We start from the raw sequence: 26,108 nt of genomic DNA on the forward strand, positions 1-26,108 counted from the left end.
TATAAAACAAACAAAATGCAAATATTATGAGCTACTTTACACATCTTCCGTACAGGACGTATTTTTTATGACAATCAAATCGATAACTCTTATTTTATTGTCACGACCTCCCTTACGAATAATCCGGATGAAAATGCTGAAAAATACGCAAGGCCAGCTGCTCATTGATGCCTTGCACCTTAGCCAGTTCCTCAAGCGGCGCTTTGGCCAACTCTCTTATACCGCCGAAACGGCGCAGCAAAGCCTGACGTCTTTTGGGGCCAACACCCTCGATTGCTTCCAAAGACGATTCAAAACCGGCTGTTGCACGTTTTTTACGATGAGCGGTAATGGCAAAACGATGCGCTTCATCACGGATATGTTGTAACAAATGCAGCGCCGGGGAGTCGGCCGGCAACGTGAGCTCCCTATCCTGAATCGCAAGAATCAATCGTTCCCACCCGGCCTTGCGATCCGGGCCTTTGGCAATGCCTAACAACGTAACGCCATCAATGCCTGCCGCCTCCAGCACCCGCCGAGCCACCCCTATCTGGCCCTTGCCGCCATCAATAATCAGAACATCAGGATACACACCGCCGCTATTGCCGGTTTTTTTAAATCGGCGCGTCAGCGCCTGTTCCATAGCGGCGTAATCGTCTCCGGGTGTAATTCCCGTAATATTGAAACGGCGATAATCTTTTTTCCTTGGGCCTTCCTCATCAAAAACCACACAAGACGCCACCGTTTCCTGCCCCTGCGTATGGCTGATATCAAAACACTCCATACGGGTAATATCGCCGGAATAATGAAGAAAATCGGTCAAGGCCTGATATCTTTTTCTGGTAGTAACTCGTGATGCGTCATACTCGGAAACAGAGCGGCGCAGATTATTCAAGGTAAAATCCAGCCAACGTGCCTTTACACCACGTGGTTGAACCTGAATTTTGCAATCCTTGCCCCTCAAATCACTTAACATCCGGCTAATCACCGCCAGATCCTGTATATTGCTATCAAGGATTAATAATGCCGGAATCCGTTCCGGTGCATCCAGGTAATAATAAGACAGAAACGCTTCCAGCACCTGCCTGCGCAGCTCTTCCGGTTCTTCATTAAAAACAAAAACTTTTTGCGGTACGGCAGGGAAAAAACTCCGGCTGGCAATAACATGTCCTTCACGCACGGTCACACACTGAACACAGGCAAATCCCGGTTTGACGTCCATGGCAATCACATCCGCGTCACCCCGCAATTGCACAACACCCTGCTGCTCCTGCACCAGGCGAAGACTTTTTATCTGATCACGAAGCAGGGCCGCTTCCTCAAAGGCCAGTCGTGTGACGGCATTCTGCATACGCCGCTCCAGTTCCTGAAGGATCTGCTGTGACTTGCCTTGTAAAAAAAGGATCGCGTCACGAACAGACTGTTGATAATCCTCTGCGGAAATATATCCGGTACAAGGTGCCGTACAGCGTTTGATTTGATACTGCAAACAGGGTCTTGAACGGGCGGCAAAATAACTGTCACGGCAAGAACGTATTTTAAAAACTTTCTGGATGGTACTCAACGTTTCCCTTACCGCGGCAACGCTGGGATAAGGTCCGAAGTACTCGTCACTGCGCGGCTTTTTTTTACTGCGATAAAGCTCCATGCGGGGAAAGGGGTGACTTCTACTGACATGGATGTAAGGATAGGATTTGTCATCACGCAGCAACACATTGTATTTGGGACGCAGGGATTTGATCAGGTTGCTTTCCAGTAACAGGGCTTCCGTTTCACTGCGGGTCACACTGATTTCAATTCTGGCGATTTGGCTTACCAGAGAGCGTGTTTTGGCACTGATATTGTGTTTGTTGAAATAACTGCTTACCCGTTTTTTAAGGTTAGCCGCTTTACCTACGTACAACACATCATCCCTGGCATCCAGCATACGGTATACGCCGGGCCCAGAGGTCAGATTTGCAATCGTCGCGGCCAACTCCCCACAAGACAATAATTTATTCATGGAACCAACAGGACATCATTACCAAACATCACACATATATACATTATAAGTAAAGGTTACGTTCTGTGAACAATATTTTCTTCGCAAAAAAGCGTTAGCCGTAAGGAGGTCTGCGGCCGTATTACGGGTTTGATGTCCCAATATTGTGGCAGGAGAGCAGGTGGATACCCGTACGAACGTTATCCCGCATTTCGGCGTTGCCTTCATGACGGGCTACAAGATACAATTTACAGCCGATAAAAGATAAGTGCACAGAGCCTAATCACTCGGTTTTTCGATCACGCTATGCTTCATAGCCAAAAACGTGAGTTCCACGTCGTTTTTGATACCTAATTTATCAAACATGCGATATCGGTAACCATTGATAGTCTTGGTACTCAAAAATAAACGCTCGGCAATATCATGAACCGTCATGCCGCTGGTAATCATAAACATCACTTGCATTTCGCGTTCGGACAAACGATCAAACGGCGATTCCTCAACGGCCTCCAGACTGTTAATAGCCATTTTTTGAGCAATCTCGGCACTAAGGTATTTCTCACCCTTCGCCACCTTACGGATAGCCGCCGCCATTTCCTGTACGCCGGATTCCTTGGTCAAATACCCCATGGCTCCTAACTGCAGAATACGACTGGGCAACGGCTCGGCACAAATCGCCGTAACAGCGATGATCCGGATTTGCGGATTTGATTTTTTTAAACGACGAGTGACTTCCCAGCCATCAATACCAGGCATTTTCATATCAAGAAGAACAACATCGGGTTTATGGGATTTAACCAAAGCTAAAGCCTGCTCTCCGCTTTCCGCTTTCCGCTTCGGCAACCACATCCATATCCGGCAAATCTTCCAGTAATCGTCGAATACCCATTCTTACCAAGGCATGGTCATCAACAATTAGTACTTTTATCAAACAATGCTCCTTGACAATGGCGTCAATGAACACAAGACATGCACCGATATTAGCAAGACTCCACGCCCATTACAATCAGGCTCTTTCAACAAGCCCTGATATGAATACTCGGGTTGTTCTTGTCTACCGGAAAAAAGGGAGGGTATTCTCCAAGTTCACAGGCGCGTCTCATCAACGTTGCAACATCCTGATGAACAAAATTATAAAGCTGCTGGTAATCCTCTATCACAAAATAGATTCTTTGTAACATATCAATACGATAAGGGGTTCGAAAGGCGACAACCGGATCAAACATCACCCGCATGGGAATATCGCTGTCGATACTGTAGGGTGTTTCACTGATGGATGACAGAATACCGCCTCCGTAGGCCCGTAATCCATGGGCGGTCTTGATTAAACCAAATTCAACCGTGAACCAGAATAACCTCTGAAGCAAAGGCCATTGCTGTTCGGGAAAATCCAGAACCTTGCAGGCGTAATCATGGACAAAATCGGCATAGACAGGGTTTGTCAGCATCGGACAATGCCCGAAAATCTCGTGAAAGATGTCCGGTTCCTGAACATAATCCAGTTCTTCCTCACAACGAATAAACGTGGCGGCAGGAAAACATCGCTTCGCCAGCAATTCAAAAAATTCCCGGGCGGAAATCAACGCGGCAACCGGCACGACTCGCCATCCCGTCATGCTATGGAGCTTGTCATTGACGTTCGGTAATTGCGGTATGCGCTCGGGAGACAGCCCCAGATTATCCAGGCCTCGCATATGCTCATCACAGGCTCTTCCCGGCAGAATCTTCATCTGACGCTCATACAATAATTGCCAGATACGATGTTCTTCATCGGAGTAATTCACCATGCCGTGACGGTCGGGTTGATGAGATACATAGCGACTGACAAACTCCATAAGTGCTCCCGAATACTCTATTTTCGATAAATGTGTATTAAATTATAGCTGTTACTCCTTATTAGTAACCAGCGATTTATAAATTAAATAGCGAAGCTCCCCCACTATGGTGGATAAGGAAAACGAACGATTGAAAACGAGCAGATAACTGATCAGGAAAAACAGCACTCCGGCAACAATCGGCAACATCAGGGTATTCAGGCTCCAGACCAGAAACCACACAATCAATACGGAACGAATTATCTCCCCGAAATAAACACGTCGCCCCCCGTTGCTGACCACACCGGTCAACAGCAGGGTTAATAAAAGAAAAACGGCCGATACCAGAGAATGACCAGGAGAACCGCCAAGACCGGCAATGAAATAACAGAAACTAACAACGGCAAGCGACGTGTTCACTAATACATACCAGACAGGAACCGTTTGATTATTTCTTGTATATTGGCGCTTGACCTGATTAAATCGTTCCGGACCCAATTCCGTTATTATGGCTTCCGGAGGACGGAAAAAAAGAGCCAGACGAGACCTGGTTTTTTTCAGAAACTGTCCATAATAAACCATATCTGCCGCAACCTTGATGTTGGCGTAAAAAGGATTCCACGTATCCAGGGGTTCGGTGACGCCATATTCCGCCGGCACGGTTTCCGCCTGGAATGTGCCGAATAACTTATCCCAGATGATTAAGCTTCCCGCATAGTTTTTATCAATGTACTCCGCGTTTTTGCCGTGGTGCACACGGTGATGGGAGGGGGTATTAAAAACATACTCCAGCCAGCCCAGTTTTCCAATGGTTTCAGTATGAAGCCAGAACTGATAAAGCGTATTCAGAGTTAAAACCGTTAAAAACATCCATACGGGAAAGCCTGCCCAGGCAAGAGGAAGATATATCATCGGTGACCAGATGGATTGCCAGATCCCCTGTCGTAACGCCACCGATAAATTATAATGCTCACTTTGATGATGAACCGAATGGCCTATCCATAAAAAGGCGATGCGATGGGTTCCCCGGTGAAACCAGTAATATAGAAAATCAACGGCAATCCACAATACAAACCACGCCCAAACGGACTTAGGATTGATCGTCAACAGGGCGGCATGCTGATAAACAACATGATAGGCGTAGAAGAGAATACCCTGCAATGAAATGGAAACACTCTCTTCAAGAATGCCGGTACTGACGTTATTGGCAAAATCCTTGATTTCATAAAGAGAGTGATGGCGATTCCTTGCAACAAGATACTCCGCCGCTATCAAAAAGAAAAAGACAGGAACGGCATAAACGATTAAATTACTTTCCATATCCGTAATATCCCTGGTTTCGATACCTGAAAAAACAATAGCATTCTTTTGACAATGCTTCACCAGGCTCGGTGTACTTATCTATTTTAAACCATGACAGCACATGTGCATAAAATCCAGGCTCTGTGCACTTATCTTTTATCGGCTGCAAATTACCTCAATTTTCGCTTCGATAAAAGATAAGTGTACAGAACCTAGCGGCGAATGGCGGAAACGGGAATAAAGGTTTCACTGCCCTGACCGGTTAATCGCATCTCACCCTTCCAGGCGTGCCCGTAAACCACTTCATAAGTCAGGGGATATTTCCCTTCCTCCGTGCAAAGCGATTGATAAGCCCCTGCCAGGGCATCCTGTGAGCCCTTGCCGGTTAACCCCTTGTTTCGTGACGGATTAACATTACGAACACCCTGTGCTTTTAAACTATGAAGCAGTTGCGGCAAGGAAGAATACCGCATAGTCAGTACTTCCATGTCAACCACCGGATCAAGGAATTGTTCAGCCAGCAAATCGTCTCCGATATCATGCATGTCAACAAAATCATTGACATGCGCATGACGATCGACCAGCGACCATGCCTGCCTTAATTCCTTAAACGTATCTGGCCCCAGGGTTGAAAACATCAGACATCCCCCGGCGTTCATCACTCGGCTTAATTCACGAAACGTCGCACTTAAAGACGTTGACCAATGCAACACCTGATTGGCGAACACCAGATCAAACAAACCGGTCGCGAAGGGAAGTCGTGCCATATCCGCGTTAACCAACGGCCATTTTGTTCTCCATCCCTGTTTCTTGCGGGATTGCAATAACATGGCATGGGCTATGTCCGTCCCGATAATTTCAGCCGACGGATATTTTTTTTTAAGCAGTCTGGTAAAAACACCGGTGCCGCATCCCAAATCCAGTACATACCGGGGTGTGATTCTCAAATAATCCAGACGTTCAAACAACCGGGTACCTATTTCATGCTGTACCAAAGCGGCTTGCTCGTAATCCGCAGCATGCTGATTGAATGATTTGCAAATTTCTTTATTTAGATTCATTATGTCAAACGGACTTAAATTGATGGAAATCCAACACTCGTGCGCCAGAAAATCGCAAGTATAACACAACGTTTTCGAATCCCTGCCGTTTGTCTGTTGTGCGGTAGCTATCATCGCGGATGTTATGCCGTGTGCCGAACCTGTGAAGGGTTATTGACACGCATCGACCACCCATGTCGATATTGCGGGCTGCCCCTGATTGATGAATCATTTGCAGTATGTGGCCATTGTGTCAAACAGCGCCCGGCCTTTGATAAGGTTCTGACGGCGTATCGTTTTGAAGGGGCGTTGCGCACTCTCCTCCATGATTATAAATACGGCCAGACTCTGGCTATACGCACGTTTCTGGCCAAACTGATGCTGGACGCCTTGCCTCGGCAACCTTATAAACCTGATTGTCTGATTCCGGTACCTCTCCACCTCAAACGACTACGGCAGCGAGGTTTTAATCAAGCCGTCGAGTTAGCCAAACTGTTAGCCGGACAACTGAATATACCCTGTTACCGCACTCTGTGCCGCAAAACCATCAACACGCCGGCGCAAGTTGGGTTAAGCAGCCAACAGCGCCGCAAAAATCTGCGCCACTCCTTTACTATAGGGCCGCATAACTTTCAGCACGTCACTCTGGTAGATGACTTGTTAACAACCGGTAGTACCGCCAGCGAACTGGCCCGGCAATTTAAAAAACAGGGCGTACGGCGTGTCGATGTCTGGTGTTGCGCGAGAACTGCTGAAAGGTCCTGTTATCCCAGATAACGTACCAGATCATTCAAAATCAATTGCACAAAAAGAAGACAGAACACGATGACCGCCAATTGATGCAACAACACTTCCAGAGCAACGGATATGGGCTTGCCCCGCACTTTTTCTACCAAGGCATAGACGAGTAATCCGCCATCCAGACCCGGAAACGGGAATAAATTCACCAGACCGACGGCAAGGCTCAGACTTGCGATAAAATACATGAAAACCGATAACCCGTGGACAAAGGAACTCCAGGTCGCACCAAACAGGCCTACAGGGCCAAGCAACAACGAAAACGGAATCATTCCTGTCACCAGTTGTTTCAATATAATTATATATTGAAACAACTGGTCGCCGATCTTGATGATCGCCAGCCAGGCTGCCTTATGCAAGGCGACACCGGCAACCCATTGCGGTCTGATAGAAGGTGATTGCACTTCAAGCCCCATCAACGCCAGCAACGATCCCTTTCCACGAGGATATTTCCAGTTACTCAAATCAACCGTCACCTCATGCCGGGCATCCTGTGCGCGCAAAACGGTTATGTGCACACCAGGTTGTCCAAATTCGCGAATGAGTGCCATGCCAACAGACTGCCAGGAATGGGTTCGGCGGCCATTCACAGCCGCCACCCGATCACCGGCCTGAATGCCTGCACTGGCCATCAGACTGCCGGGAATAACGTTTGCCACGATCGGCGGGGTCTGTTTGTACCCGACCATGAAGAGGACGGTAAAGGCCATCCAGGCCAACAGGACATTGGCCAAGGCTCCGGCCAGCAGAATAACGCAACGAACCCAAATGGGCTTTTTATCAAAACAATCAGGAAAACTGGCTTCCGAAACAGGTTGAATACGGGAGTTTAATAATTGCACATACCCGCCCAGAGGCCATAGGGCCCAAACCCATTCCGGTCCTTTTTGGCCTTGCCATTTGAGAAGCGGTCGGCCAAAACCTATGGAAATACGCTGGATTTTAACTCGAAACAGAACAGCGGCCAGCGCATGGCCGGCTTCATGTAATCCGATGACCAGCACCAGGGTAATCACTATGGCCAGCACACCGGTTATCATTCAATCTCCTGTTTCAACGCGTGTTATCCACGACCAGTTGCAGCATGGGATGCGTACGACGTCCGGGGCTTAGCTCACTGCCTTTGCGACATACTTCAAAAACACGATATACCTGGCCCGTTTCATTATCCGCCAACTCGACATCCTCACCATGATCATCCACCAGAGTTACCGTCAAATGTATTTCACGAAAATGACTGATTTGATAACGCTCCTTAAACAAACGCAACACACTCAGGATGTCTTCGGCAGTTTCCTCACTATTATGCAAGCCTTGAAAAACAATATCCATTATCAGCTCCTTATCAGAACAGCGCGCTGAAAAGCTCTTTCCATTGTTAGCGGCATAACTGTCAGGGACTTGAGATGCCAGGCTCGTAGAGTTTGCCTGCCCGCTCGCGAATTCCCGGACATGGAATAACAGGCTTCTGATTTAAAAAAGTTACAATGCTACATTTTTACAGGGTAATGGTTTACAATTCGAGAATTACCAAGCAGCCTGTAAAATTGAATGGTATTTGTCGCCTGTGGCTTAAATTATAAAACAGCTCCATTGGAAATGCGCGAAAAAATCGCGCTTACGCCAACCATGCACGATACACTGCTTCAAAAGCTGGTGGGACACGTCACAATTAATGAAGCCGCCGTATTGTCGACCTGCAACCGGACCGAGATCTATTGCGACACTAATGATCCGGATTCGTTAATTCCCTGGCTGGCCCAGGAACACCGCCTGTCACCCGAGTCGTTGTTACCCCATGTCTATCTTCATCACGGTCATCTGGGTATTCGACACACCTTGCGTGTAGCCAGCGGACTGGATTCCATGATGCTTGGCGAGCCCCAGATTCTGGGCCAGATGAAGCAGGCTTATCAATCGGCCTGCCGGATAGGTACCGTTAAAACAAACTTGCGCCACGTATTCGAATACGTATTCAGTGCCAGCAAACGAATAAGAAACCAGAGCGGGATTGGTACCAATCCCGTATCAATCGCCTATGCTGGTGTCCAGTTGATTGGTCAGTTTTTTGCGGACTTGAACGCCCTTAAGGTATTTTTAATCGGCTCGGGGGAAACGGCTAACCTTGTAGCGAAATATTTGCATAAACAGGGGGTATCTCAATTTCTGGTCGCCAGTCGAACCCGGGAAAATGCCGTACGGCTTGCCGACACGATTGGAGGGAAAGCGTTGACTATCGGCGACATTCCCCAATATCTCGCCGAAGCGGACGTGGTCATTTCAGCAACCGCCTGCCCCCTCCCTTTCATCAATAAAAACCTGGTAGCCCATACCTTAAGTAAACGTGCCGACGCTCCCATGTTTTTCCTCGATTTGGCGGTACCTCGGGATATCGAACCCGATGTCGGTGAATTGAACAAGGTTATTCTTTACAATATTGATGATTTGCAATCCATGATCACCAAAGGTATGGATCAACGCCGGACAGCCGCCGTGCAAGCGGAACAATTAATTGATTGCGAACTCGACAATTACATCCGCTGGCACCGTTCCCTGCGAGCCAGGGACGTCATCTGTGATTATCGCAATCATATGCAGAATCTGGCTCATCAGGAATTACAGCGCGCCCTGGCCAGTCTGGCCGCCGGGTCAAGCCAGCAGGACGTATTACAGGAATTCTGCAGACGCCTGGTCAATAAATTGATGCACCATCCTACCCAGGGATTACGGCAAGCAGCCTGGGACGGCCGGGAAGATCTTCTGGATTTGACCCGCTATTTATTTAACGCATCAGAAACTCAAGCCATTTATGAAGAAATCTCTTGAATTAAAACTGGAGCAATTGCTTGAACGGTTTCAGGAAACAGGGCGCTTGTTATCGGAAGCGAGTGTTATCGCTGATCAGAAACAGTTCAAAAACCTCTCCAAAGAGTATGCGCAGCTGGAGCCCGTCGCTTTGTGTTACGATCAGTATTTACAGGCTCGTAACAACCTCCATTCCCTGCAGGAACTTATTGACGGTGATGACCGGGAACTCGCCGCGATGGCTACGGAAGAACTAACCGCCGCCAGAGAGCAGGTGCAGGAACTGGACGAACAGTTGCAATGGCATTTGATACCCAAAGATCCTGACGACGAACGCAACGTCTATCTTGAAATCCGGGCAGGAACCGGAGGCGATGAAGCGGCCATCTTTGCCGGGGATTTATTTCGTATGTACAGCCGTTATGCTGAAACACAGGGCTGGCATCTGGAAATCGTCAACGCCAGTCATGGCGAGCACGGCGGCTTTAAGGAAATTATCGCCCGCATCAGCGGCCATTCCGTCTATTCGCAATTAAAATTTGAATCAGGCGCCCACCGTGTGCAACGTGTCCCGGAAACGGAATCGCAAGGGCGTGTACACACGTCCGCCTGCACCGTCGCGATATTGCCGGAAGTCGAGGAAATTGATGACATATCCATCAATCCTGATGAATTACGCATCGACACGTACCGTTCCTCCGGCGCCGGCGGACAACATGTCAATAAAACTGATTCCGCAATCCGTATTACCCATTTACCCACCGGGGTCGTCGTGGAATGTCAGGATGAACGCTCGCAGCACAAGAACCGCGCCAAGGCTTTGGCTTTATTAAAAACGCGATTGCTGGACGCTGAACAGAGCAAACAACGGCAACAACAGGCACAGACCAGAAAATCACTGGTTGGAACCGGCGATCGTTCAGAGAGAATTCGTACTTATAATTTTCCACAGGGGCGCCTTACCGATCATCGCATTAACCTGACACTTTATCAGCTCAACGACATCATTGCCGGTGATTTGACACCGGTTGTTGACGCGCTCAAACGGGAGTATCACGCGGAACTTCTCTCCGAGCTTAGCCGGCATGATTGACATCAAAAACGCGCTTTCCGAGGGTATTTCTCAATTAAACGATAACAATCCCGATGGCCGTATTGACGTGGAAGTCCTTCTAGCCCATGTGCTCATGAAATCCAGAGCCTATCTTTTCACCCATCCCGAAGAAAAACTGACCTCTGTGCAATGGCATACGTTCAGACAATTAATAGCCCAACGCGCCCACGGGTATCCGGTCGCTTATCTCACCGGTGTCAAGGAATTCTGGTCTCTGCCTCTGAAAGTATGCGAAGACACATTAATCCCTCGTCCGGAAACGGAATTATTAGTCGAATTGACGCTCCGTTTTCTGAAAACACAAAACAATGCCCGGATTCTCGATTTGGGCACAGGCAGCGGCGCCATAGCGCTGGCTATCGCCAAGGAACGCCCGGACTGGCAGATTGTCGCCTGTGATATCAGCCGGAATGCCCTGCAGACTGCGGAAGAAAACGCCGCGCGGCTTAAGCTGGGTAATGTACGTTTTTATCATTCCAACTGGTTTACCAATATCGACACCTCCCGGCGATTTCATGCCATTGTCGCCAACCCACCCTACATCGCCAGCGAAGATCCTCATCTTGCAAAGGGTGATATCCGCTTTGAACCGCAATCCGCGTTGATCAGTGGTCAACAGGGACTGGCTGATTTGGAGCACATTATCAGGCACAGCCTTGCGAGACTTGAGCCGGACGGTCTATTATTAGTGGAGCATGGTTATAATCAAAAAACAGCAGTAACATCCATGTTGAAAGAACATGGGTACGAGGAGATTGATTGTTGGCAAGATTGGCAAGGCAATGACCGGGTAAGCGGCGGAAAGCGAATAATAGTTGATGCGTCACCGGATTTTTGATATATCTAACCCCCCTTCATTCCCTTGCGAGAATGAGCTTGTTAAACAGGATGTAATAGCGGGAGGCAAAGATGCCGGCAAATATTGTTGATTCAACCAATGAGAGTAAACATAACGTGAAAAGCGACGCTATAGGCAGTATGGGAATAGCACCTTACCAGGAAACTGAGGGTGAAGAATACATGAATGACAAACAGCTGGCGCATATTGAGAAAATATTGCTGGCCTGGCGTCAATCACTTATGGAAGAAGTCGATAGAACTGTAACTCACATGAAAGACGAGGCGGCCAATTTTCCCGATCCCTCCGATCGCGCCAGTCAGGAAGAAGAATTCAGCCTGGAATTGCGTACCCGCGATCGAGAAAGAAAATTAATCAAGAAAATTGAAGACGCGCTTGAGCGTTTACGTGACGACGATTTTGGATATTGTGAGGCATGCGGTATCGAGATAGGTCTTCGTCGTCTGGAAGCCCGGCCAACAGCCACCCTTTGCATTGACTGCAAAACCCTTTCAGAAATTAAAGAACGCCAGAATCAGGGCGGTTAGCGCAACGGTTGTAACAACTTTCAGATTCCTGACAAACGGCCGGCTCCAGGTTACTGTTTAGCCTTGGCCGTTTGCTAATGCCGACTCCACTATCTCGACATAACGGGCAACCGCACCTTTGTTGATTTCCAACACATGGCTGGCATTGTTCACCAGCCTGTTTCTTTTTTCCCTATCCTGATGCAAGGCAACGATACCGGATAGCAATTCCTGCGCGTCGTTGACCAGAATAATGGCTTCAGCTTCCTCCAGATCACGGACGATGGCTTTAAAATTATGAACATACTTGCCACTAAACACAGGCACGTGCATGGCAACAGGCTCCAGCATATTATGACCTCCAATCGGCAACAGACTACCGCCTACAAAAGCATAGTCGCTGATCTGGTAACAGGCGAGTAATTCTCCTAACGTATCTATGACGATGACGTCGTTATCACTATTGAGCGTGTCAGGCTGACTTCTCTGGCCGGTATTAAAACCCATTTCCCGGGACAAGCGGACAACTTTATCAAAGCGCTCGGGATGACGCGGCGCGATCAATAACAGAACATGGGGGATAGCCTTCTGCAAGGAGGGTAAACGCATCAAAATCTGTTGTTCTTCATTATCATGGGTACTGGCAATAATGACAACGATCCGATCCTCTCCCCATGTTCGTTTTAAATGATCGAATTCATCTCTGGCGCAGACTTTGGTCTGCAAATCAAACTTAATGTTCCCCAACGTAGTAACCTGATTTTCTTGCGCACCAAGCATTTTAAATCGCTGTGCATCCTCCCTGGCCTGGGTATAAATGGCTTTGAAACTACGCAGCATCGGTTTAATAATACATCGGATCTTTCGATAGCCCTGTAAAGACTTTTCAGACAAACGCGCGTTAAACAAATACAGTGGGACACGAGCCTGAGTCGCATAATGAATTAAATTAGGCCACAATTCGGTTTCAAAAATAATACCCGTTCGCAATTGATACGTTTGAAAAAAACGACGCATGGCTCCGGGAAATTCATAGGGAATATAACGATGAACAACACGGTCGGCGAATTGACGTTGCACTCTTTCAGCACCGGTCGGTGTCATGGTGGTCACCAGGATTCGTCGCTGTAATGCCGCCAATTGCTCTATGAGCGGTGTTGCCGCAATCACCTCGCCGAGGGAAACGGCGTGGATCCAGACATCAAATGTTTCAACCCCGGACATCCCCCAGCCGAAACGTTCGCCAATGCGCTTGCGATAAGATGGAAGCTGCCGACCCTTCCACCACAAGCGTAAAAGAAGATAAGGGCTTATCAAATACCATAATATTGAATAAATGAAACGCATGGCCTGCCTTGCCTGAAACGGCTTATATAATATCAGTCTAACAATGACATTCTGGAAAACAGGCAAGTATATACTCAAGAAACGCCAAAATGCGAGTTTTGGGATCACCCAATTTTTTGTCCATCCTGCTGCGTCAACCGGGTTTGTATTATATTTCGCCGTATAAAAATTCCATCAGGGCGGAAATACGGCTAAAATAATAGATATATAGTAAATTACAAGAAATGACCTCTTCAAAAACTACGTGCCTCGACTTAACCGGGGCATCCAGGGTGATTCATGGATACCGATGACAAGCAGCGGTACGTCGAAACAGGTCGTTTAAAATTCAAATCACTATATCAGGTTCCCCCTGTAACCATTATGGAACATTGTTTTGATAAATTTTCGCCAATTTTTTACAACCAATACCTGGTGGGGAAAACTCCTTGGTGCTTTCTTTGGCTACCAGATAGGCGGCTCCGTAGGTGCTTTTTTAGGTATCTTGATAGGTAATTTTTTTGATAAGGGACTATCGGTTCATTTTGGTTCGCCTCATTGGCGTTACCATCATGAAAAGCGGGAAGCCGTACAAAAAGTCTATTTTGAAGCCACCTTTGCAATCATGGGTCATCTTGCGAAGGCTGACGGTCGTGTTTCAGAACAGGAAATCGCTCTGGCACGCACCCTTATGTCTGAAATGCGCTTAAACCATGCCCAGAAAACTCTTGCCAAACGCTATTTCAGTGAGGGTAAGCAACCCACTTTTGATTTGTTGCGTACCCTTTCCCGATTACAAAATGCCTGCCGCGATAACCCTGATCTGCTCAAACTGTTTATGGATATTCAATACCGTGCTGCCATGATTGATGGTATATCAGAGGCTAAAATTAACAAACTGGATATCATTTTCAAAGAGCTTGGTTTCGCCCCCTTGCATAAGCAATACCGTTTTTATGAAGATCTCGGCGCCCGTGTTTATCACTCGGCACCCCATGGGAGTCGGCAACGGCAATCGTCCGGAAGCCGTCAACAACAGGAACCAACACCCCAGAACACGTTAGCTCATGCCTACGCCATTCTCGAAATGACTCCCCAAGCCAGCAAACAGGAAATAAAACGCGCATACCGCCGCTTAATCAGCCGCAACCACCCGGACAGATTAATTGCCCAGGGATTGCCGGAAGAAATGATTAAGCTTGCTAACGACAAAACACACAAGATCACCAAAGCCTACGAATTGATTTGCGCAAGCAAGGGATGGTAATAAAACTTTATTCAAGACGGTATGGGGGGGCTCGCGCGGATGTTACGTGATAACTTCTCCATCCAGCCGTTTACATAAGCCGCCAGCATAGCCGATGTATAAGTATATTGATGTCTGGCTCCGGGAAGCATCAGAAATTGATACTTGCTGTTTTCACTGTTGGCGTCATGCCGTTTTTTAGCTTGCCTTAGTACCCTGCCGTAATCAAATTGCCCGACAATATCAAACGCCGGAAATCGCAGTTTTTTCAATAGATCGGCTTGCTTTTTCGCATCGGTACGATCATAAGCGGACAGCAAAATCATACCGTTGGCCTGTTTGGATTGCGGTTGAACAAAATAGTCCAAAGACACCTGTAACTGATCGCCATAGTGGATCACCACCAGACGATTATTGTCCTTGAGCCGTAATGCGGTCAGGGAAGAAGGAATAATGTCCGTCAGTTTCGCCTTGTCATTGATTTGATAGGTCTGAATGAGCAACGTCGACCAGCCAAGCATGGCCAGTTTATCCGACAGCCGATTCACGAAGCTCTGGCCATAAATCGGCTGGCTGCCATGAATAATCAATACAGCCCCTTTGGCGTCACCGACAGCCGCGCGATAAGGCAGTGCCAGTTTTTGCTGATTTACCTCAATGTCGAGTACACCTGATACGCTGCTGGCCGAGTAGAGCATCAAAAAAAAGACACATCCTGACAAGAATCGCATAGAGTCCATAAAGTGGGGTTCTGGAGTTGGATCCCATGCAAAATTCCTGCCTGTTTCCAGTCAGGCATTGATAACAGGCTCCAGCCTCTGTGAATCAATTTTCTTCCGATCTAAAACAAGGCAACTATTGTTGCCCAACAAATAATAATGTCTTGTAGCCCGTCATGAAGGCAAAACCGTAATGCGGGAAAACGATCATAACGTGGCTCATCAAACCCGCAATACGGCCGCAGGCCTCCTTACGGGCTACAAATAAGGGATAAATCATACGCCTTTTTTGCAGCCGTAATTAATTGGTGCACGGAGCCTAATGAAATTTAATACCGGCCCGATCCAGTAACAGCCGTGCATCATTAGCCATGAGTTGATGCGCCGGGGCGGCGGGATGAACGGGATCAAAAAACAGATAAGCGGCACAAAGCTCCTCATCCTTATTATTCGGGCGAATGTGTCTGACCATTTTTAAAATGGATTGCTGCGAGGGTTTGTCGACAATTGCGTCAAAACAGGTATCCACGGTATTGCTGAATCCATATCGCTCTGGATCAGCCAGAATGTTATTGAGCAGATGATTGACATCGTATTCCAGCCATTGAACGTCCGGATAACGCTGTCTCAACCCCGCCAGGGTACTTGCCAGAGCCTCGTTATGCTGACTGGAAAAATAAGACAAACGCTCTTCTTCTTCAAACAATCGCGCCATCGGCGTTTGCCCCAGATCCGGTAAATTGAGAACCAGAACATGCTTCGCACCCGCCCTGGCAAGGCGCGCAAGATTGTTCGCAATACCGGCGTTAACAGCGGCGATTCTCTGATCCGCGTTGTCGGGAATACTTAAATAATTATTGGCGCCAATCCAGACGATGAACAGGCTGCTCTCATCCGCTTTATCCTGATGAGCCAGTAAATAACTATCCACCTCCCGTTTGAGCGTGAACAGGATATCGTCATTGTCCGATTCGTCCGCCACACCGGCTCCTCCGAACGCATAATCCAACAGATGAGCCGCACCCTGATTCGGGTAATAGGAATCCACCAACCGCTCAACCCAAACCGGCCCGTTGGTAAAACGGCCTTCGTAATAAGGCGGTGACTGCGGGATCTCATGCTGCATGTATTCATACAGGTTGCCGTTATCCGACAGGCTGTCGCCAAAAATAACAATATTTTTAAGCGGCGTTGCTGAAACAAGGCTTGCAAAAAACAGGGCCAATAAGGTGGTTATTACTTTCATCTAGAACCTTAACTATGTGATTTTCTATGCAAAATACTTACGGATTATAATAACTGCCACCCAAACAATCAATTTTATTTGCATAAAGGCATATTAAATGTCATATAAATTAAAAAAAGGACAGATTTGGCACGTCACGCCATAAATTCAAACCGATAGCCCGTTTTGGTATTAAATTCACTCGAAATGCTGGCCGAATACCTCATAAATAAATAGAATACCGCTTATTGTAAGGATGATAGGGAAGATATTTTTTATGACTGGTATGGAAGATAAATTCAAGCGACGCTTTTATGAAAAACTGAAGGAAATTCTTGGCAACCCCGGGTTGATTTCCGAAGCTCGCCGCAGGTTTCAACATGGAACAGACTTGCGCCGATACAATTGCAAGGAAAGTTTTGGCCTTAAAAACTGGGATGAAGAGGAAGCCATTGCCTTTAGCAGCGCCGTTTCCGAGGCTTTGACGTTTGCAAGCGAGCAATACATGAAAGAATGCAACGATAACTTTGATGCGGCTAAGCAATATAAAATAGCCGAGGCCATTAAAAAGGAAATACCCACATTGACGGCTCAGATCTCACTTGCCGGGGAACCGTTAGAAAAAATCATTCCGCTCATCGACCAACAGCTTGAAACCTTACGGCAAGAGCAGGGTTACATCGCCAATAATCCTTACGCTTTTTATAGCGGAGCAGCAGCTACTGTAATGCTGGCTGCCGCTGCCATAACAATAGCCATGAAATCCTGAACCATGGAACTGCGGAAAGCACGCATTTACATCAAAAAAATAAAATGCTAGCTTATTGCGTCACAAATGGAGTTGATGAGTCACCAAGGAGAGGTTATGTTCAAACGGATGTCTGGAAAAATTATATTTTTTCTACTGGTTCAGTCCTGCTTTCACCCAATTGTGCTGGCACAAAAAGCTCAAATTAATCGCTTGTTACCACAAACATTAACCCTGAGTCACTTGCCCCCCGCAATGATGGAGAAAATGCGCATAGATGAGACAACATCTTACGCTCAGGGTCATTTATTTTATGATTCAGCCCTCTCCCTTAAAGATACCAGTGGCCGGATTATTTCCAACCTTAAAGATTTTCAGCGGACTGCCACGTATCAACTTGAACACATCAAGTCACCCGACTTCCTAATCAACAACATATGGTTTTTTAGCCCGGATGGTTCGGATGAAATCGTCACTAGAGACAATATCCGGGAAAAATGTACGTTTGAAGCACCCTGCCAAAAACTTAGTCAGGAAATCATTGATGCCTTGCCAGAAGATGAAAAAATCTATTTGTGGCTTGCGTCCGGTGACTATGATCTTCCTTCACACCAACAACAGAAAGGGCAGTTTTTAAGTTTAAAGCATCGTATGGCCATTGTTGGTAGAACAGCCGATTTTAAACACATTGCTTATGGCGAGGAGCGCCCTGTTTTAAAAGGAAGTCTCCTTTGGAATGATTATGCCGGACATGAAGGCGCTGCTGGCACCATAGAAAACGTGATTGTAAAAACCAACGCCAATCCAGTACAAGTGGATAATTATGATTTTGATATTAATATTTACAGTAATGGTTTTTTAACACTTAGTAATGTCCTGTTAATTAAAAAGACGGACGGAAGGGGTCTTAATATTTTTGCAGATGCCATCGATGCCAGGGATCTGACTTGTCATTTGAACAGCGATGATACTTCGATGAATATTTTCACCGATGGCATGCTGATTTTGGAAAAAACCAATCTAACTATTGTTGGCAAAAATTCCGGGAACATCTACGCCATGAACAGTTATGTCGATATCACTGACTCAAACTTTAATGTCGTTGAAGAGGATTGTGATGCAACCAGTGTCACAATAGACTCCAGAAACTACTTTGCTTTAAAGCACGGAATTGATGCAAGAATGAGTCATTCATCCATTTTTGTAACGTCAAAGAATCCGGATTGTGCTTACCAGAAAAGAACGAGTCTTCGTGGAATTCACCTTCTGACTGATGATGCAGCCAAACACCCTGCCGTACTGTACCATAACCAAATCACCGTTAAAGGAATGTCAGCAAAAAGCACTGCCATTGAAAGTTATCGGTCACCCATGGATTTCTTCAACATGTCGGTTCTGGCAGAGTCAAAGCTGAATGACGCCGTGGCCGTAGCAGGGAAAGCGGAGTTGTATTTTACAGATGAAGACAGTCACATCCAGGTGGTATCTTCTACCAACACTCAATTGTTTGAAGACAAAATTACCGTTCATAATGACCCGGAAATGCCATCAAAATGCCAAATTAATAATGGCCCGGAAATGCCATGCTCTTAACCAAGGGTACGATAATATCGCCTTGATTGATAAATGATCTTTATCAATCAAGGCAACTATTCTTGCCCAACAACTAATAATTTCCTGTAGCCCGTCATGAAGGCGCAGCCGTAATGCGGGAAAACGTTCCTAATTGGCACATAAAACCCGCAATAGAGCCGCAGGCCTCCTTACGGGCTACTGCCTTTTCGCAAAAATGGTGCGAAGAAAAATTGGTGCGCAGAGCCTACGCACTGCCAAGCGACGTCAGCTTCAACGGCCGGCCACAAACCCAGGCTTTGTTCAAATCCTGAAATACTTCCCTGGACATGTCCTTCGGCAAACAAACGGTGGAATGATCCTCGTGAATCTTTAACCGGGTAATAAAACGACTTTGCAGTCCGCCCTCATTGGCAATCGCGCCGACGATATTGCCCGGCTTCACCCCATGAATACGACCAATATCAATACGGTATAACTCCTGGGAGTCATCGTCACGACCATGCTTTTTCCCGACTTTGGAGTGTTTGGAAAAACCACGTTCAAGAGACTCACCGCCACGCCCGCTAGCGGATTTGAACTCTTTGCTTTCACGACGGCGGCTTTCTTTTTCCGCACGCGGTGGTTTAGGCAATTCTTTTTGCCAGGGTTTATCCTGATTAAGCATCAGAGCCAGAGCTGCCGCTACATCCGCTATGGAGCTTTCAGGATGATTTTTCATAAATTCCGCAATAATTCGCTGATAACCCGGTAAATGCTGGTGGGTTAAACGCTCGCTGATACTAGCCATCAAACGCAGCTGCCTGATCTGATGGATCCTGTGATCATCCGGTACCGTAATTTTTTCTATGCGCTGACGGGTATGACGCTCAATGGTATTGAGAATACGTGATTCTCGTGGTGTTATAAACAGCACGGTAATGCCGCTTCGTCCGGCGCGGCCGGTACGACCTATACGATGTACGTATGTTTCACAATCATGCGGCACATCGTAGTTAATCACATGAGTGACCCGCTCCACATCCAGACCACGTGCCGCCACGTCGGTAGCAACCAGAATATCAATGGCACCCTGGCGAAACTGGGCGATAATCCGCTCCCTTAACACCTGGGTAATATCACCGTGTATGGCCATAGCCCGGTAACCCTGGCTCTGTAATATTTCAGCGACGTCCTCGGTGCTGCTTTTCGTGCGAACAAATACGATAACGCCCTGGTAATCTTCCACAGCAAGGACACGCAACAAGGCATCGGGTTTCTGCGCGGGGTTGGCGAAAAGAAATCGCTGTTCCGTACTTTGCACCGTGGCCGTTGCCGAACGAATTTCCACAGAAACCGGATCACGCAGGTAACTGTTGGCAATCTGGCGAATACGGTAGGGCATGGTCGCGGAAAATAACGCAAACTGTTTGTCATCAGGGAGTTTGGCAAGAATAGCTTCCACATCCTCAATAAAACCCATACGTAACATTTCATCGGCTTCATCAAGAATAAATGTAGACAAATTATCAAGCTTCAGCGTACCTCGCTCAATGTGATCAAGTATACGGCCAGGGGTTCCCACTACAATTTGCGCCCCGTCCCGCAATTGTGTTAATTGACGGCGATAATCCTGGCCGCCACACAATACCGATACCGTTGTGCCTTTCTGATGTTTGCTCAGCGTCTCAAATTGTTCAGCCACCTGGATAGCCAGTTCTCTGGTCGGTGCCAGAATCAGGGCTTGTGTGGCTCTGGAGTTTGGCAACAGTTGTTGCAGAATCGGCAAAGCGAACGCTGCCGTTTTGCCGGTTCCCGTTTGCGCCTGAGCAATCACATCACGGCCTTGCAATAACCACGGAATGGTTTGTGCCTGAACCGGTGAGGGGGTTTGAAATTTCATATCCTCAAGGGCTTTTAACAAGACATCGGATAAACGGAGGTCAGCAAAATTTGCTAATTCTTGTGTCATATTATGTTCCAAAAAAATATACCGCATAACCCCGAATGGGTTAAGTAATGTAAAAATTGCTCACTATAATAGCAAAATTATGGTGACTATGCACTAAATTAATTAATATGTTCTATTATTATTCTTTCTGAACGAGGAAAAAATTATTCGTTCAACAGAACGGTCGTTACAGAAAGATGGGCGAGTTTGAGGGATTAGACAATCAACTTAAGATAACCGGGAATTAATGTAAATGCAGCGGGCAAATAACCGAGAAACTCCCCGTCGGCTTCTACGGGAATATCCGTTTGATCCGTATCCAGCGTCACTTCCCTGGCCTGCATGTAGTGAACCTGCTTTTCCAGTAAATGCTTGCCGGTATAAATCTTGATAAATTTGAACATCACCTTGATGCGATTGAAATTCAGAACTGTCACCACATCCAGCATGTCGTCATCGATTCTGGCCAATGGCGCAATATGCATGTTACCGCCAAAATATTGGCCGTTGCATAGTGCAATCAGCCATACGTCACTCGTTTCAACCGGATGGTTATCACACCGGATCCGCACTTTACCCGGCTTATAGCGCAACAACGCCGAAAGTCCATGGATAAAATAAAAAACGCTGCCCCCCAGCTTTTTTAACCAGCCCCCTTTTGACGCATTGACCACAACCTGTGCCGACATACCGACACTGGCAATATTAACAAAATATTTAACCCGCTGATCCCCGAAACGAATTTGGCCGATATTGGTAGTGATATATTGGTTGTGCGCCAGACGATCGAGAAATTCCGTGATTTTCTGCGCCGGAAACTGGCGGACAAAATCGCCGCCGCAACCACAATTGAAAAACGCCAGACGGGTTTCGGGGCTGAGCTGTTTCTCATCCTGAAACAGACTGTTAACGACCTGGCTTAGTGTGCCGTCACCGCCGACGATTAACAGATAATCGGGTTTGGCGCTTAACAAGTCCCGCGTCATGATACCGATATCATCAGCATGATTAGACATGCGCGAACTGATTTTCTGAAACATGGCATGTAACCCCGGCTGCAGAATCTGCCAAGCCCTCTTGCCAAATCCATTTCCGGCGACCGGGTTGATCACCACGGCAATATGACTCATATCAAAGCGGCCATCCGGCAAGCCTGATCGATAGCATGCCTCGCATCCAGTTCAAGCGCCTTAAAGGCACCGCCTACAAGATGAACGGATTGTCTCTGCTCCCTTAGCGGTTCATACAGATCGCGCAATTCATTCTGCCCCGCGCAAATCACCACGGAATCCACTTCGAGCAGCCGGGGTTGATCATTCATGCGAATATGCAATCCTTCATCATCGATCCGTTCATAAACCACCCCACCCAGCATCTTGACATGACGGTGCTTAAGGCTGGTGCGATGTATCCATCCCGTTGTCTTACCCAGACCTTTGCCATGTTTCCCTGTTTTACGTTGCAGGAGATACACTTCCCGGGGAGAAGAAACGGCCATGCGTTCCTTGATACCGCCTCGATGTTCCATTTTAAGATCAATTCCCCACTCATCATAAAACAGCCTGTCGCTCTCCGTTTCATGATCATGAGTCAACCACTCCGCGACATCAAAACCAATCCCCCCGGCTCCGATAATGGCAACACGCTGTCCCGGTTTTTTCCGTTCCATAATCACATCCACATAAACCATGACCTTCTCATGAGTGATTCCTTCGATATCTGGTATACGCGGCGAGATGCCGGTGGCCAGAACCACGTCATCATACCCTTGCAATAACTCAAGTGTGGCGGGCGTTTGCAAGCGGACATCCACATTAAATTTGGCCAATTGATGGGAAAAATACGCAATGGTGTGATGAAACTCTTCCTTGCCCGGTATCCGTTTCGCCAGATTAAACTGCCCGCCCAATACGTCACTTTTTTCAAACAAAGTCACTTCATGGCCTCGTTCCGCGGCAACCGAGGCAAAAGCCAGACCGGCAGGGCCTGCGCCAACTACCGCGATGCGTTTGGGCTTGTGAGGTGTTTGATAAACCAGTTCCGTTTCATTACACGCCCGGGGATTCACCAGACAAGACGCGGTTTTATTTACAAACACCCGATCAAGGCAAGCCTGATTACAGGCAATACAGACGTTAATGGCTTCGGATTCTCCCAATCGCGCTTTTTCCACAAACCGGGCATCCGCCAGAAAAGGTCTGGCCATCGATACCATATCGGCCATATTTTCTTCCAATATCCGACTCACCTGTTCCGGTGTATTGACGCGGTTAGAGGTGATTAGGGGAATTTGAACCTCCGGCTTAAGACGTCTGGTCACTGACGTAAACGCGGCGGACGGAACCATGGTGGCAATGGTCGGAACTCTTGCCTCATGCCAGCCAATTCCAGTATTGATCATCGTGGCGCCAGCCTCTTCAATGGCTTTGGCCAGGATAACTACCTCATCCCAGTTACTGCCTTGCGCAATCAAATCAAGCATGGACAGGCGATAAATAATAATGAATCGTTCGCCAACCGCTTCGCGTACCCGGCGCACAATCTCCACGGGAAAACGTATACGATTGGCGTAAGCTCCCCCCCACTCATCCTGTCGGTGATTGGTATGGGCCACGATAAACTGGTTAATCAAATACCCTTCGCTACCCATAATTTCAACGCCATCATAACCTGCTGCCTGGGCAAGACGGGCACAACGGGCGAAATGGTCGATGGTTTTGGCAATTCGCCGTTTGCTCATTTCCCAGGGTTTAAAAGGGCTGATAGGGGATTTGATGGCGCTCGGCGCAACCACGAACGGATGATATCCATATCGTCCGGCATGAAGAATCTGTAAAATGATTTTTCCGCCCGCTTCATGCACCGTATGGGTAATCAGTTCATGGCGGAGTTGTTCCTTGCTATTGGTGAGTTTCGCTGCGAATGGAGCCAGTCGGCCAGCCCGGTTGGGTGCGAAGCCACCCGTCACTATCAATCCTGCGCCGCCCTGGGCCCTGTCGCGATAAAAAGCGGCCAGCCGGTGCAATCCTTCCTTGTCTTCTTCAAGGCCGGTATGCATGGATCCCATGAGTATGCGGTTTTTAAGTTGGGTAAAACCTAAATCAAGGGGTTGAAATATGGCTTTAAAAGGGGTGTTGTCGATTCTCAGTTCCATGAGTTGTCACTCGCAAGTCAGGTAAAAATAGATTATAAGGTTTTCAAACCAGATGCGACACTCTTTGCTCCCTGTTCAGGAATAAAAATAGAAAATCGACTGTTGCGTTTTTTCCTTGAATTGATACCATGCGATTTATATGCGATCCAAATGAATAAATATAATGCAAATTCTCAGACATCCGACCCTCATCGGATACGTCGCACTGCTTTTTTGGATGGTAGCCGGCCCGTTCACGGCAGCCGTCAAATCGATCCCCCTTTTTGAAGTCCTGTCCATCACCTTCTTCATCAGTTTTTTACTATCGGCAGGCAAATTGACCGTGCGCAAACAATGGAAAAAAATAAAACAGCCATGGGTGCTGTATCTTATCATTTTTGCCGGCATCTATATCAATCAAATACTTTACGTCTCTTCTTTCAAATTCGCTCCTGCGGCCCATGCCGATCTGATCAATTACCTCTGGCCGGTGTTAATCAGCTTACTGGCCGGTTTTTTACCGAATGAACGGCTCAGCATCAAACATATCATCGCCGCCTGCCTCGGTTTTGCCGGCGTTTATACGCTGCTTGGCCAGGGTCATCATGGCTTTGGTTTTGACACGCATTACCTGTTAGGCTACGTACTCGCTTTTCTGGGTGCCTTGATATGGTCTTTGTATTGTTTAACATCGAGACATTTTGAAAATGCGCCTGTTGAAATTATCGGTATGTGCTGCGGGGTTGCTGCTTTTTGCTCACTCATTGCCCATCTTTCCCTGGAAACCACCATCACACTGCATGCCAGGCAATGGGTTATTCTGATGCTAATGGGTATTACCACACAGGGACTGGCTTATTTCTTCTGGGATATCGGGGTCAAAAACGGCAACTTTAAATTACTGGGCCTGTTGTCTTACGGTAACCCTGTTTTATCCATTCTGGTGCTTATCGCGCTGGACATGGCGAAACCCTCCATTGAACTGCTGATCGCCTGCATCCTGGTCACCACAGGAGGACTGATTGGTATTATCCCGTGGACACGGCTAACTCAGAACTGTTTTCGCTTTCGCCGGCATTTGAACGTGTTACCCGCTGTTGAAAGCGGCTGGCCACCAAAGCACCCGCCAGGGCGATAAACCCGCCGATCAAGGATAATCTTCCAGGCCTTTCGTACAAAACCAGATACCCCATGACCGTCGATATCACCGGCATGGCATAAAGAAACGTCGCCGCATTAGTGGCAGACCAGTGGTGGATAACATAGCTCCAGGCGACGTAAGCAAGTGCTGCGGGGAAAATGCCCATGTAAACAGCAGCGATGGTTCCCTGCTTGCCGGCATGAGGTATTTCCCTGATTAAATCAGGTAGAAATATCAGTAACATGAACGTACCACCCCAGATGATCCATGCGGTTACGATCACAGGATGGTAAGCCTGTAAATAGCGTTTTTGGCTGAACGTGTAAATCCCTCCCATCAATGCCGATACCATAATCATCAGCACGCCACTGCCCTGGGACCGGTACGCGTTTTCCGCCGCCATAATAAGAAAAAGACCACAAAAACCGAGTACAATGCCAAGCCAGACTCCAGGGCCAGGCCGCTCACGCAACAGCAGCACCGACAGAATAATCGTAATCACGGGGATAAGGCCTATCACAAAACTGGCGACACCGGCGGATACCGTCATTTCCCCATAATTCAAACAGAGGTTATAAATCCCGATCCCCCCGATACCTATGGTCAATAAGGCCATCCTGGTTTTCCATGACATGGCTTTTTTAGCCGGTAACCGGACGTAAATAATCGCCATAAACAAGGACGCTACCAAAAAACGCAGCAACGCCAGCGCTCCGGGCGAATAATCAACCAGACCGATCCGGATTCCAACAAACGCGGATGCCCATAAAAGCAATGTTGAAGCCAAAGCGGCGTAAATCCTGAGTAATTCCACGGGAAACATACCTGCATGAAAAGTGCCTCCATTTTATCATGAAAATTACTTTCCAA

General features: G+C 47.4%; 22 protein-coding genes and 1 pseudogene. 9 read left to right on the forward strand and 14 right to left on the reverse strand.

Annotated elements, in window-relative coordinates; translation table 11 throughout:
* Positions 1-112: 112 nt before the first annotated feature.
* The 5 genes and pseudogenes from uvrC to bioC form a co-directional block, all read right to left on the reverse strand.
* On the reverse strand, positions 113-1,981 hold the full coding sequence (gene uvrC / locus CKW05_RS11070; protein ID WP_058482118.1) for an excinuclease ABC subunit UvrC: 1,869 nt from the start codon (positions 1,979-1,981) through the stop codon (positions 113-115).
* 258 nt (positions 1,982-2,239) lie between these two features.
* Positions 2,240-2,891: pseudogene (gene letA, locus CKW05_RS11075) on the reverse strand (two-component system response regulator LetA).
* Positions 2,892-2,976: 85 nt separating this feature from the next.
* On the reverse strand, positions 2,977-3,795 hold the full coding sequence (phhA, locus tag CKW05_RS11080; protein ID WP_058482117.1) for a phenylalanine 4-monooxygenase: 819 nt from the start codon (positions 3,793-3,795) through the stop codon (positions 2,977-2,979).
* A 51-nt stretch (positions 3,796-3,846) separates the two neighbouring features.
* Entirely contained in the window at positions 3,847-5,094 is a 1,248-nt protein-coding gene (locus CKW05_RS11085; RefSeq protein ID WP_065238350.1) for a sterol desaturase family protein, read from the reverse strand.
* A 194-nt stretch (positions 5,095-5,288) separates the two neighbouring features.
* Entirely contained in the window at positions 5,289-6,137 is an 849-nt protein-coding gene (bioC, locus tag CKW05_RS11090; protein ID WP_058482213.1) for a malonyl-ACP O-methyltransferase BioC, read from the reverse strand.
* Between the two features lie 129 nt (positions 6,138-6,266).
* On the opposite strand from bioC, the gene CKW05_RS11095 reads away from it, so the two are divergent.
* Complete coding sequence (locus tag CKW05_RS11095; RefSeq protein WP_231950465.1) at positions 6,267-6,893, forward strand: ComF family protein; 627 nt, start codon at positions 6,267-6,269, stop codon at positions 6,891-6,893.
* Here CKW05_RS11095 and CKW05_RS11100 read toward each other — a convergent pair.
* Positions 6,881-7,954, reverse strand: a complete 1,074-nt coding sequence (locus CKW05_RS11100; protein WP_058482116.1) for a M50 family metallopeptidase — start codon at positions 7,952-7,954, stop codon at positions 6,881-6,883. The genes CKW05_RS11095 and CKW05_RS11100 overlap by 13 nt on opposite strands.
* A 13-nt stretch (positions 7,955-7,967) precedes the next feature.
* Complete coding sequence (locus tag CKW05_RS11105; RefSeq protein ID WP_058482115.1) at positions 7,968-8,246, reverse strand: hypothetical protein; 279 nt, start codon at positions 8,244-8,246, stop codon at positions 7,968-7,970.
* 219 nt (positions 8,247-8,465) lie between these two features.
* Here CKW05_RS11105 and hemA point away from each other — a divergent pair, with 219 nt between their 5' ends.
* The 4 genes from hemA to dksA all read left to right on the forward strand — a co-directional run bounded on the left by hemA (position 8,466) and on the right by dksA (position 12,219).
* Complete coding sequence (gene hemA, locus CKW05_RS11110) at positions 8,466-9,740, forward strand: glutamyl-tRNA reductase (RefSeq protein ID WP_058482114.1); 1,275 nt, start codon at positions 8,466-8,468, stop codon at positions 9,738-9,740.
* A complete protein-coding gene (gene prfA / locus CKW05_RS11115; protein WP_058482113.1) occupies positions 9,724-10,812 on the forward strand; it encodes a peptide chain release factor 1 in 1,089 nt (362 codons plus the stop codon). Before hemA ends, prfA begins: the two co-directional genes overlap by 17 nt.
* Complete coding sequence (gene prmC, locus CKW05_RS11120; RefSeq protein WP_058482112.1) at positions 10,805-11,671, forward strand: peptide chain release factor N(5)-glutamine methyltransferase; 867 nt, start codon at positions 10,805-10,807, stop codon at positions 11,669-11,671. The genes prfA and prmC overlap by 8 nt, the downstream gene beginning before the upstream one ends.
* 71 nt (positions 11,672-11,742) lie before the next feature.
* Positions 11,743-12,219, forward strand: a complete 477-nt coding sequence (dksA, locus tag CKW05_RS11125) for an RNA polymerase-binding protein DksA (RefSeq protein ID WP_058482111.1) — start codon at positions 11,743-11,745, stop codon at positions 12,217-12,219.
* Between the two features lie 57 nt (positions 12,220-12,276).
* Here the strand turns inward: dksA and waaA are convergent, their stop codons facing one another.
* The gene (gene waaA / locus CKW05_RS11130; RefSeq protein ID WP_058482110.1) at positions 12,277-13,545 is read right to left on the reverse strand and encodes a lipid IV(A) 3-deoxy-D-manno-octulosonic acid transferase; all 1,269 of its coding nucleotides are present in this window, start codon (positions 13,543-13,545) and stop codon (positions 12,277-12,279) included.
* A gap of 379 nt (positions 13,546-13,924) precedes the next feature.
* Here waaA and djlA point away from each other — a divergent pair, with 379 nt between their 5' ends.
* Positions 13,925-14,791 (forward strand): co-chaperone DjlA, encoded by an 867-nt coding sequence (gene djlA, locus CKW05_RS11135; RefSeq protein ID WP_058482211.1) that lies wholly within the window; start codon positions 13,925-13,927, stop codon positions 14,789-14,791.
* An 11-nt stretch (positions 14,792-14,802) separates the two neighbouring features.
* Here the strand turns inward: djlA and CKW05_RS11140 are convergent, their stop codons facing one another.
* Both CKW05_RS11140 and plaA read right to left on the reverse strand, forming a co-directional pair.
* The gene (locus CKW05_RS11140; protein WP_133141188.1) at positions 14,803-15,471 is read right to left on the reverse strand and encodes an alpha/beta hydrolase; all 669 of its coding nucleotides are present in this window, start codon (positions 15,469-15,471) and stop codon (positions 14,803-14,805) included.
* Positions 15,472-15,808: 337 nt separating this feature from the next.
* The gene (gene plaA / locus CKW05_RS11145; protein ID WP_058482108.1) at positions 15,809-16,735 is read right to left on the reverse strand and encodes a GDSL family lysophospholipase PlaA; all 927 of its coding nucleotides are present in this window, start codon (positions 16,733-16,735) and stop codon (positions 15,809-15,811) included.
* A 256-nt stretch (positions 16,736-16,991) separates the two neighbouring features.
* Between plaA and CKW05_RS11150 the strand changes: the two genes are divergently transcribed.
* Together CKW05_RS11150 and CKW05_RS11155 are read left to right on the forward strand one after the other, a co-directional pair.
* The gene (locus tag CKW05_RS11150) at positions 16,992-17,483 is read left to right on the forward strand and encodes a hypothetical protein (protein ID WP_133141187.1); all 492 of its coding nucleotides are present in this window, start codon (positions 16,992-16,994) and stop codon (positions 17,481-17,483) included.
* Between the two features lie 96 nt (positions 17,484-17,579).
* Positions 17,580-19,055 carry a hypothetical protein gene (locus tag CKW05_RS11155; protein ID WP_058482106.1) on the forward strand — a complete coding sequence of 492 codons (1,476 nt, stop codon included), beginning with the start codon at positions 17,580-17,582 and terminating at the stop codon, positions 19,053-19,055.
* 226 nt (positions 19,056-19,281) lie between these two features.
* Here the strand turns inward: CKW05_RS11155 and CKW05_RS11160 are convergent, their stop codons facing one another.
* From CKW05_RS11160 to CKW05_RS11170, 3 genes are all read right to left on the reverse strand, one after another.
* On the reverse strand, positions 19,282-20,985 hold the full coding sequence (locus CKW05_RS11160; RefSeq protein ID WP_058482210.1) for a DEAD/DEAH box helicase: 1,704 nt from the start codon (positions 20,983-20,985) through the stop codon (positions 19,282-19,284).
* A 194-nt stretch (positions 20,986-21,179) separates the two neighbouring features.
* Entirely contained in the window at positions 21,180-22,094 is a 915-nt protein-coding gene (locus tag CKW05_RS11165) for a diacylglycerol/lipid kinase family protein (RefSeq protein WP_058482105.1), read from the reverse strand.
* Positions 22,091-24,118 carry an NADPH-dependent 2,4-dienoyl-CoA reductase gene (locus CKW05_RS11170; RefSeq protein WP_058482104.1) on the reverse strand — a complete coding sequence of 676 codons (2,028 nt, stop codon included), beginning with the start codon at positions 24,116-24,118 and terminating at the stop codon, positions 22,091-22,093. Before CKW05_RS11170 ends, CKW05_RS11165 begins: the two co-directional genes overlap by 4 nt.
* A gap of 163 nt (positions 24,119-24,281) precedes the next feature.
* Between CKW05_RS11170 and CKW05_RS11175 the strand changes: the two genes are divergently transcribed.
* A complete protein-coding gene (locus CKW05_RS11175; protein ID WP_058482103.1) occupies positions 24,282-25,235 on the forward strand; it encodes a DMT family transporter in 954 nt (317 codons plus the stop codon).
* On the opposite strand, the gene CKW05_RS11180 is transcribed toward CKW05_RS11175, so the two are convergent.
* Complete coding sequence (locus CKW05_RS11180) at positions 25,126-26,052, reverse strand: DMT family transporter (RefSeq protein ID WP_082642699.1); 927 nt, start codon at positions 26,050-26,052, stop codon at positions 25,126-25,128. The genes CKW05_RS11175 and CKW05_RS11180 overlap by 110 nt on opposite strands.
* Positions 26,053-26,108 lie beyond the last annotated feature (56 nt).

It is taken from the genome of Legionella spiritensis, assembly GCF_900186965.1.
Lineage (GTDB): Bacteria > Pseudomonadota > Gammaproteobacteria > Legionellales > Legionellaceae > Legionella_C > Legionella_C spiritensis.

What these genes read in the sequence shown, in the direction of transcription:
- CKW05_RS11160 (WP_058482210.1), bottom strand. Translation starts at nt 20,985, where the DNA reads ATGACACAAGAATTAGCAAATTTTGCTGACCTCCGTTTATCCGATGTC.
- waaA (WP_058482110.1), bottom strand. Translation starts at nt 13,545, where the DNA reads ATGCGTTTCATTTATTCAATATTATGGTATTTGATAAGCCCTTATCTT.
- bioC (WP_058482213.1), bottom strand. Translation starts at nt 6,137, where the DNA reads ATGAATCTAAATAAAGAAATTTGCAAATCATTCAATCAGCATGCTGCG.
- prfA (WP_058482113.1), top strand. Translation starts at nt 9,724, where the DNA reads ATGAAGAAATCTCTTGAATTAAAACTGGAGCAATTGCTTGAACGGTTT.
- hemA (WP_058482114.1), top strand. Translation starts at nt 8,466, where the DNA reads ATGGTATTTGTCGCCTGTGGCTTAAATTATAAAACAGCTCCATTGGAA.
- CKW05_RS11100 (WP_058482116.1), bottom strand. Translation starts at nt 7,954, where the DNA reads ATGATAACCGGTGTGCTGGCCATAGTGATTACCCTGGTGCTGGTCATC.
- CKW05_RS11155 (WP_058482106.1), top strand. Translation starts at nt 17,580, where the DNA reads ATGTTCAAACGGATGTCTGGAAAAATTATATTTTTTCTACTGGTTCAG.
- CKW05_RS11170 (WP_058482104.1), bottom strand. Translation starts at nt 24,118, where the DNA reads ATGGAACTGAGAATCGACAACACCCCTTTTAAAGCCATATTTCAACCC.
- dksA (WP_058482111.1), top strand. Translation starts at nt 11,743, where the DNA reads ATGCCGGCAAATATTGTTGATTCAACCAATGAGAGTAAACATAACGTG.
- phhA (WP_058482117.1), bottom strand. Translation starts at nt 3,795, where the DNA reads ATGGAGTTTGTCAGTCGCTATGTATCTCATCAACCCGACCGTCACGGC.
- prmC (WP_058482112.1), top strand. Translation starts at nt 10,805, where the DNA reads ATGATTGACATCAAAAACGCGCTTTCCGAGGGTATTTCTCAATTAAAC.
- uvrC (WP_058482118.1), bottom strand. Translation starts at nt 1,981, where the DNA reads ATGAATAAATTATTGTCTTGTGGGGAGTTGGCCGCGACGATTGCAAAT.
- CKW05_RS11165 (WP_058482105.1), bottom strand. Translation starts at nt 22,094, where the DNA reads ATGAGTCATATTGCCGTGGTGATCAACCCGGTCGCCGGAAATGGATTT.
- CKW05_RS11175 (WP_058482103.1), top strand. Translation starts at nt 24,282, where the DNA reads ATGCAAATTCTCAGACATCCGACCCTCATCGGATACGTCGCACTGCTT.
- CKW05_RS11150 (WP_133141187.1), top strand. Translation starts at nt 16,992, where the DNA reads ATGACTGGTATGGAAGATAAATTCAAGCGACGCTTTTATGAAAAACTG.
- CKW05_RS11085 (WP_065238350.1), bottom strand. Translation starts at nt 5,094, where the DNA reads ATGGAAAGTAATTTAATCGTTTATGCCGTTCCTGTCTTTTTCTTTTTG.
- CKW05_RS11105 (WP_058482115.1), bottom strand. Translation starts at nt 8,246, where the DNA reads ATGGATATTGTTTTTCAAGGCTTGCATAATAGTGAGGAAACTGCCGAA.
- plaA (WP_058482108.1), bottom strand. Translation starts at nt 16,735, where the DNA reads ATGAAAGTAATAACCACCTTATTGGCCCTGTTTTTTGCAAGCCTTGTT.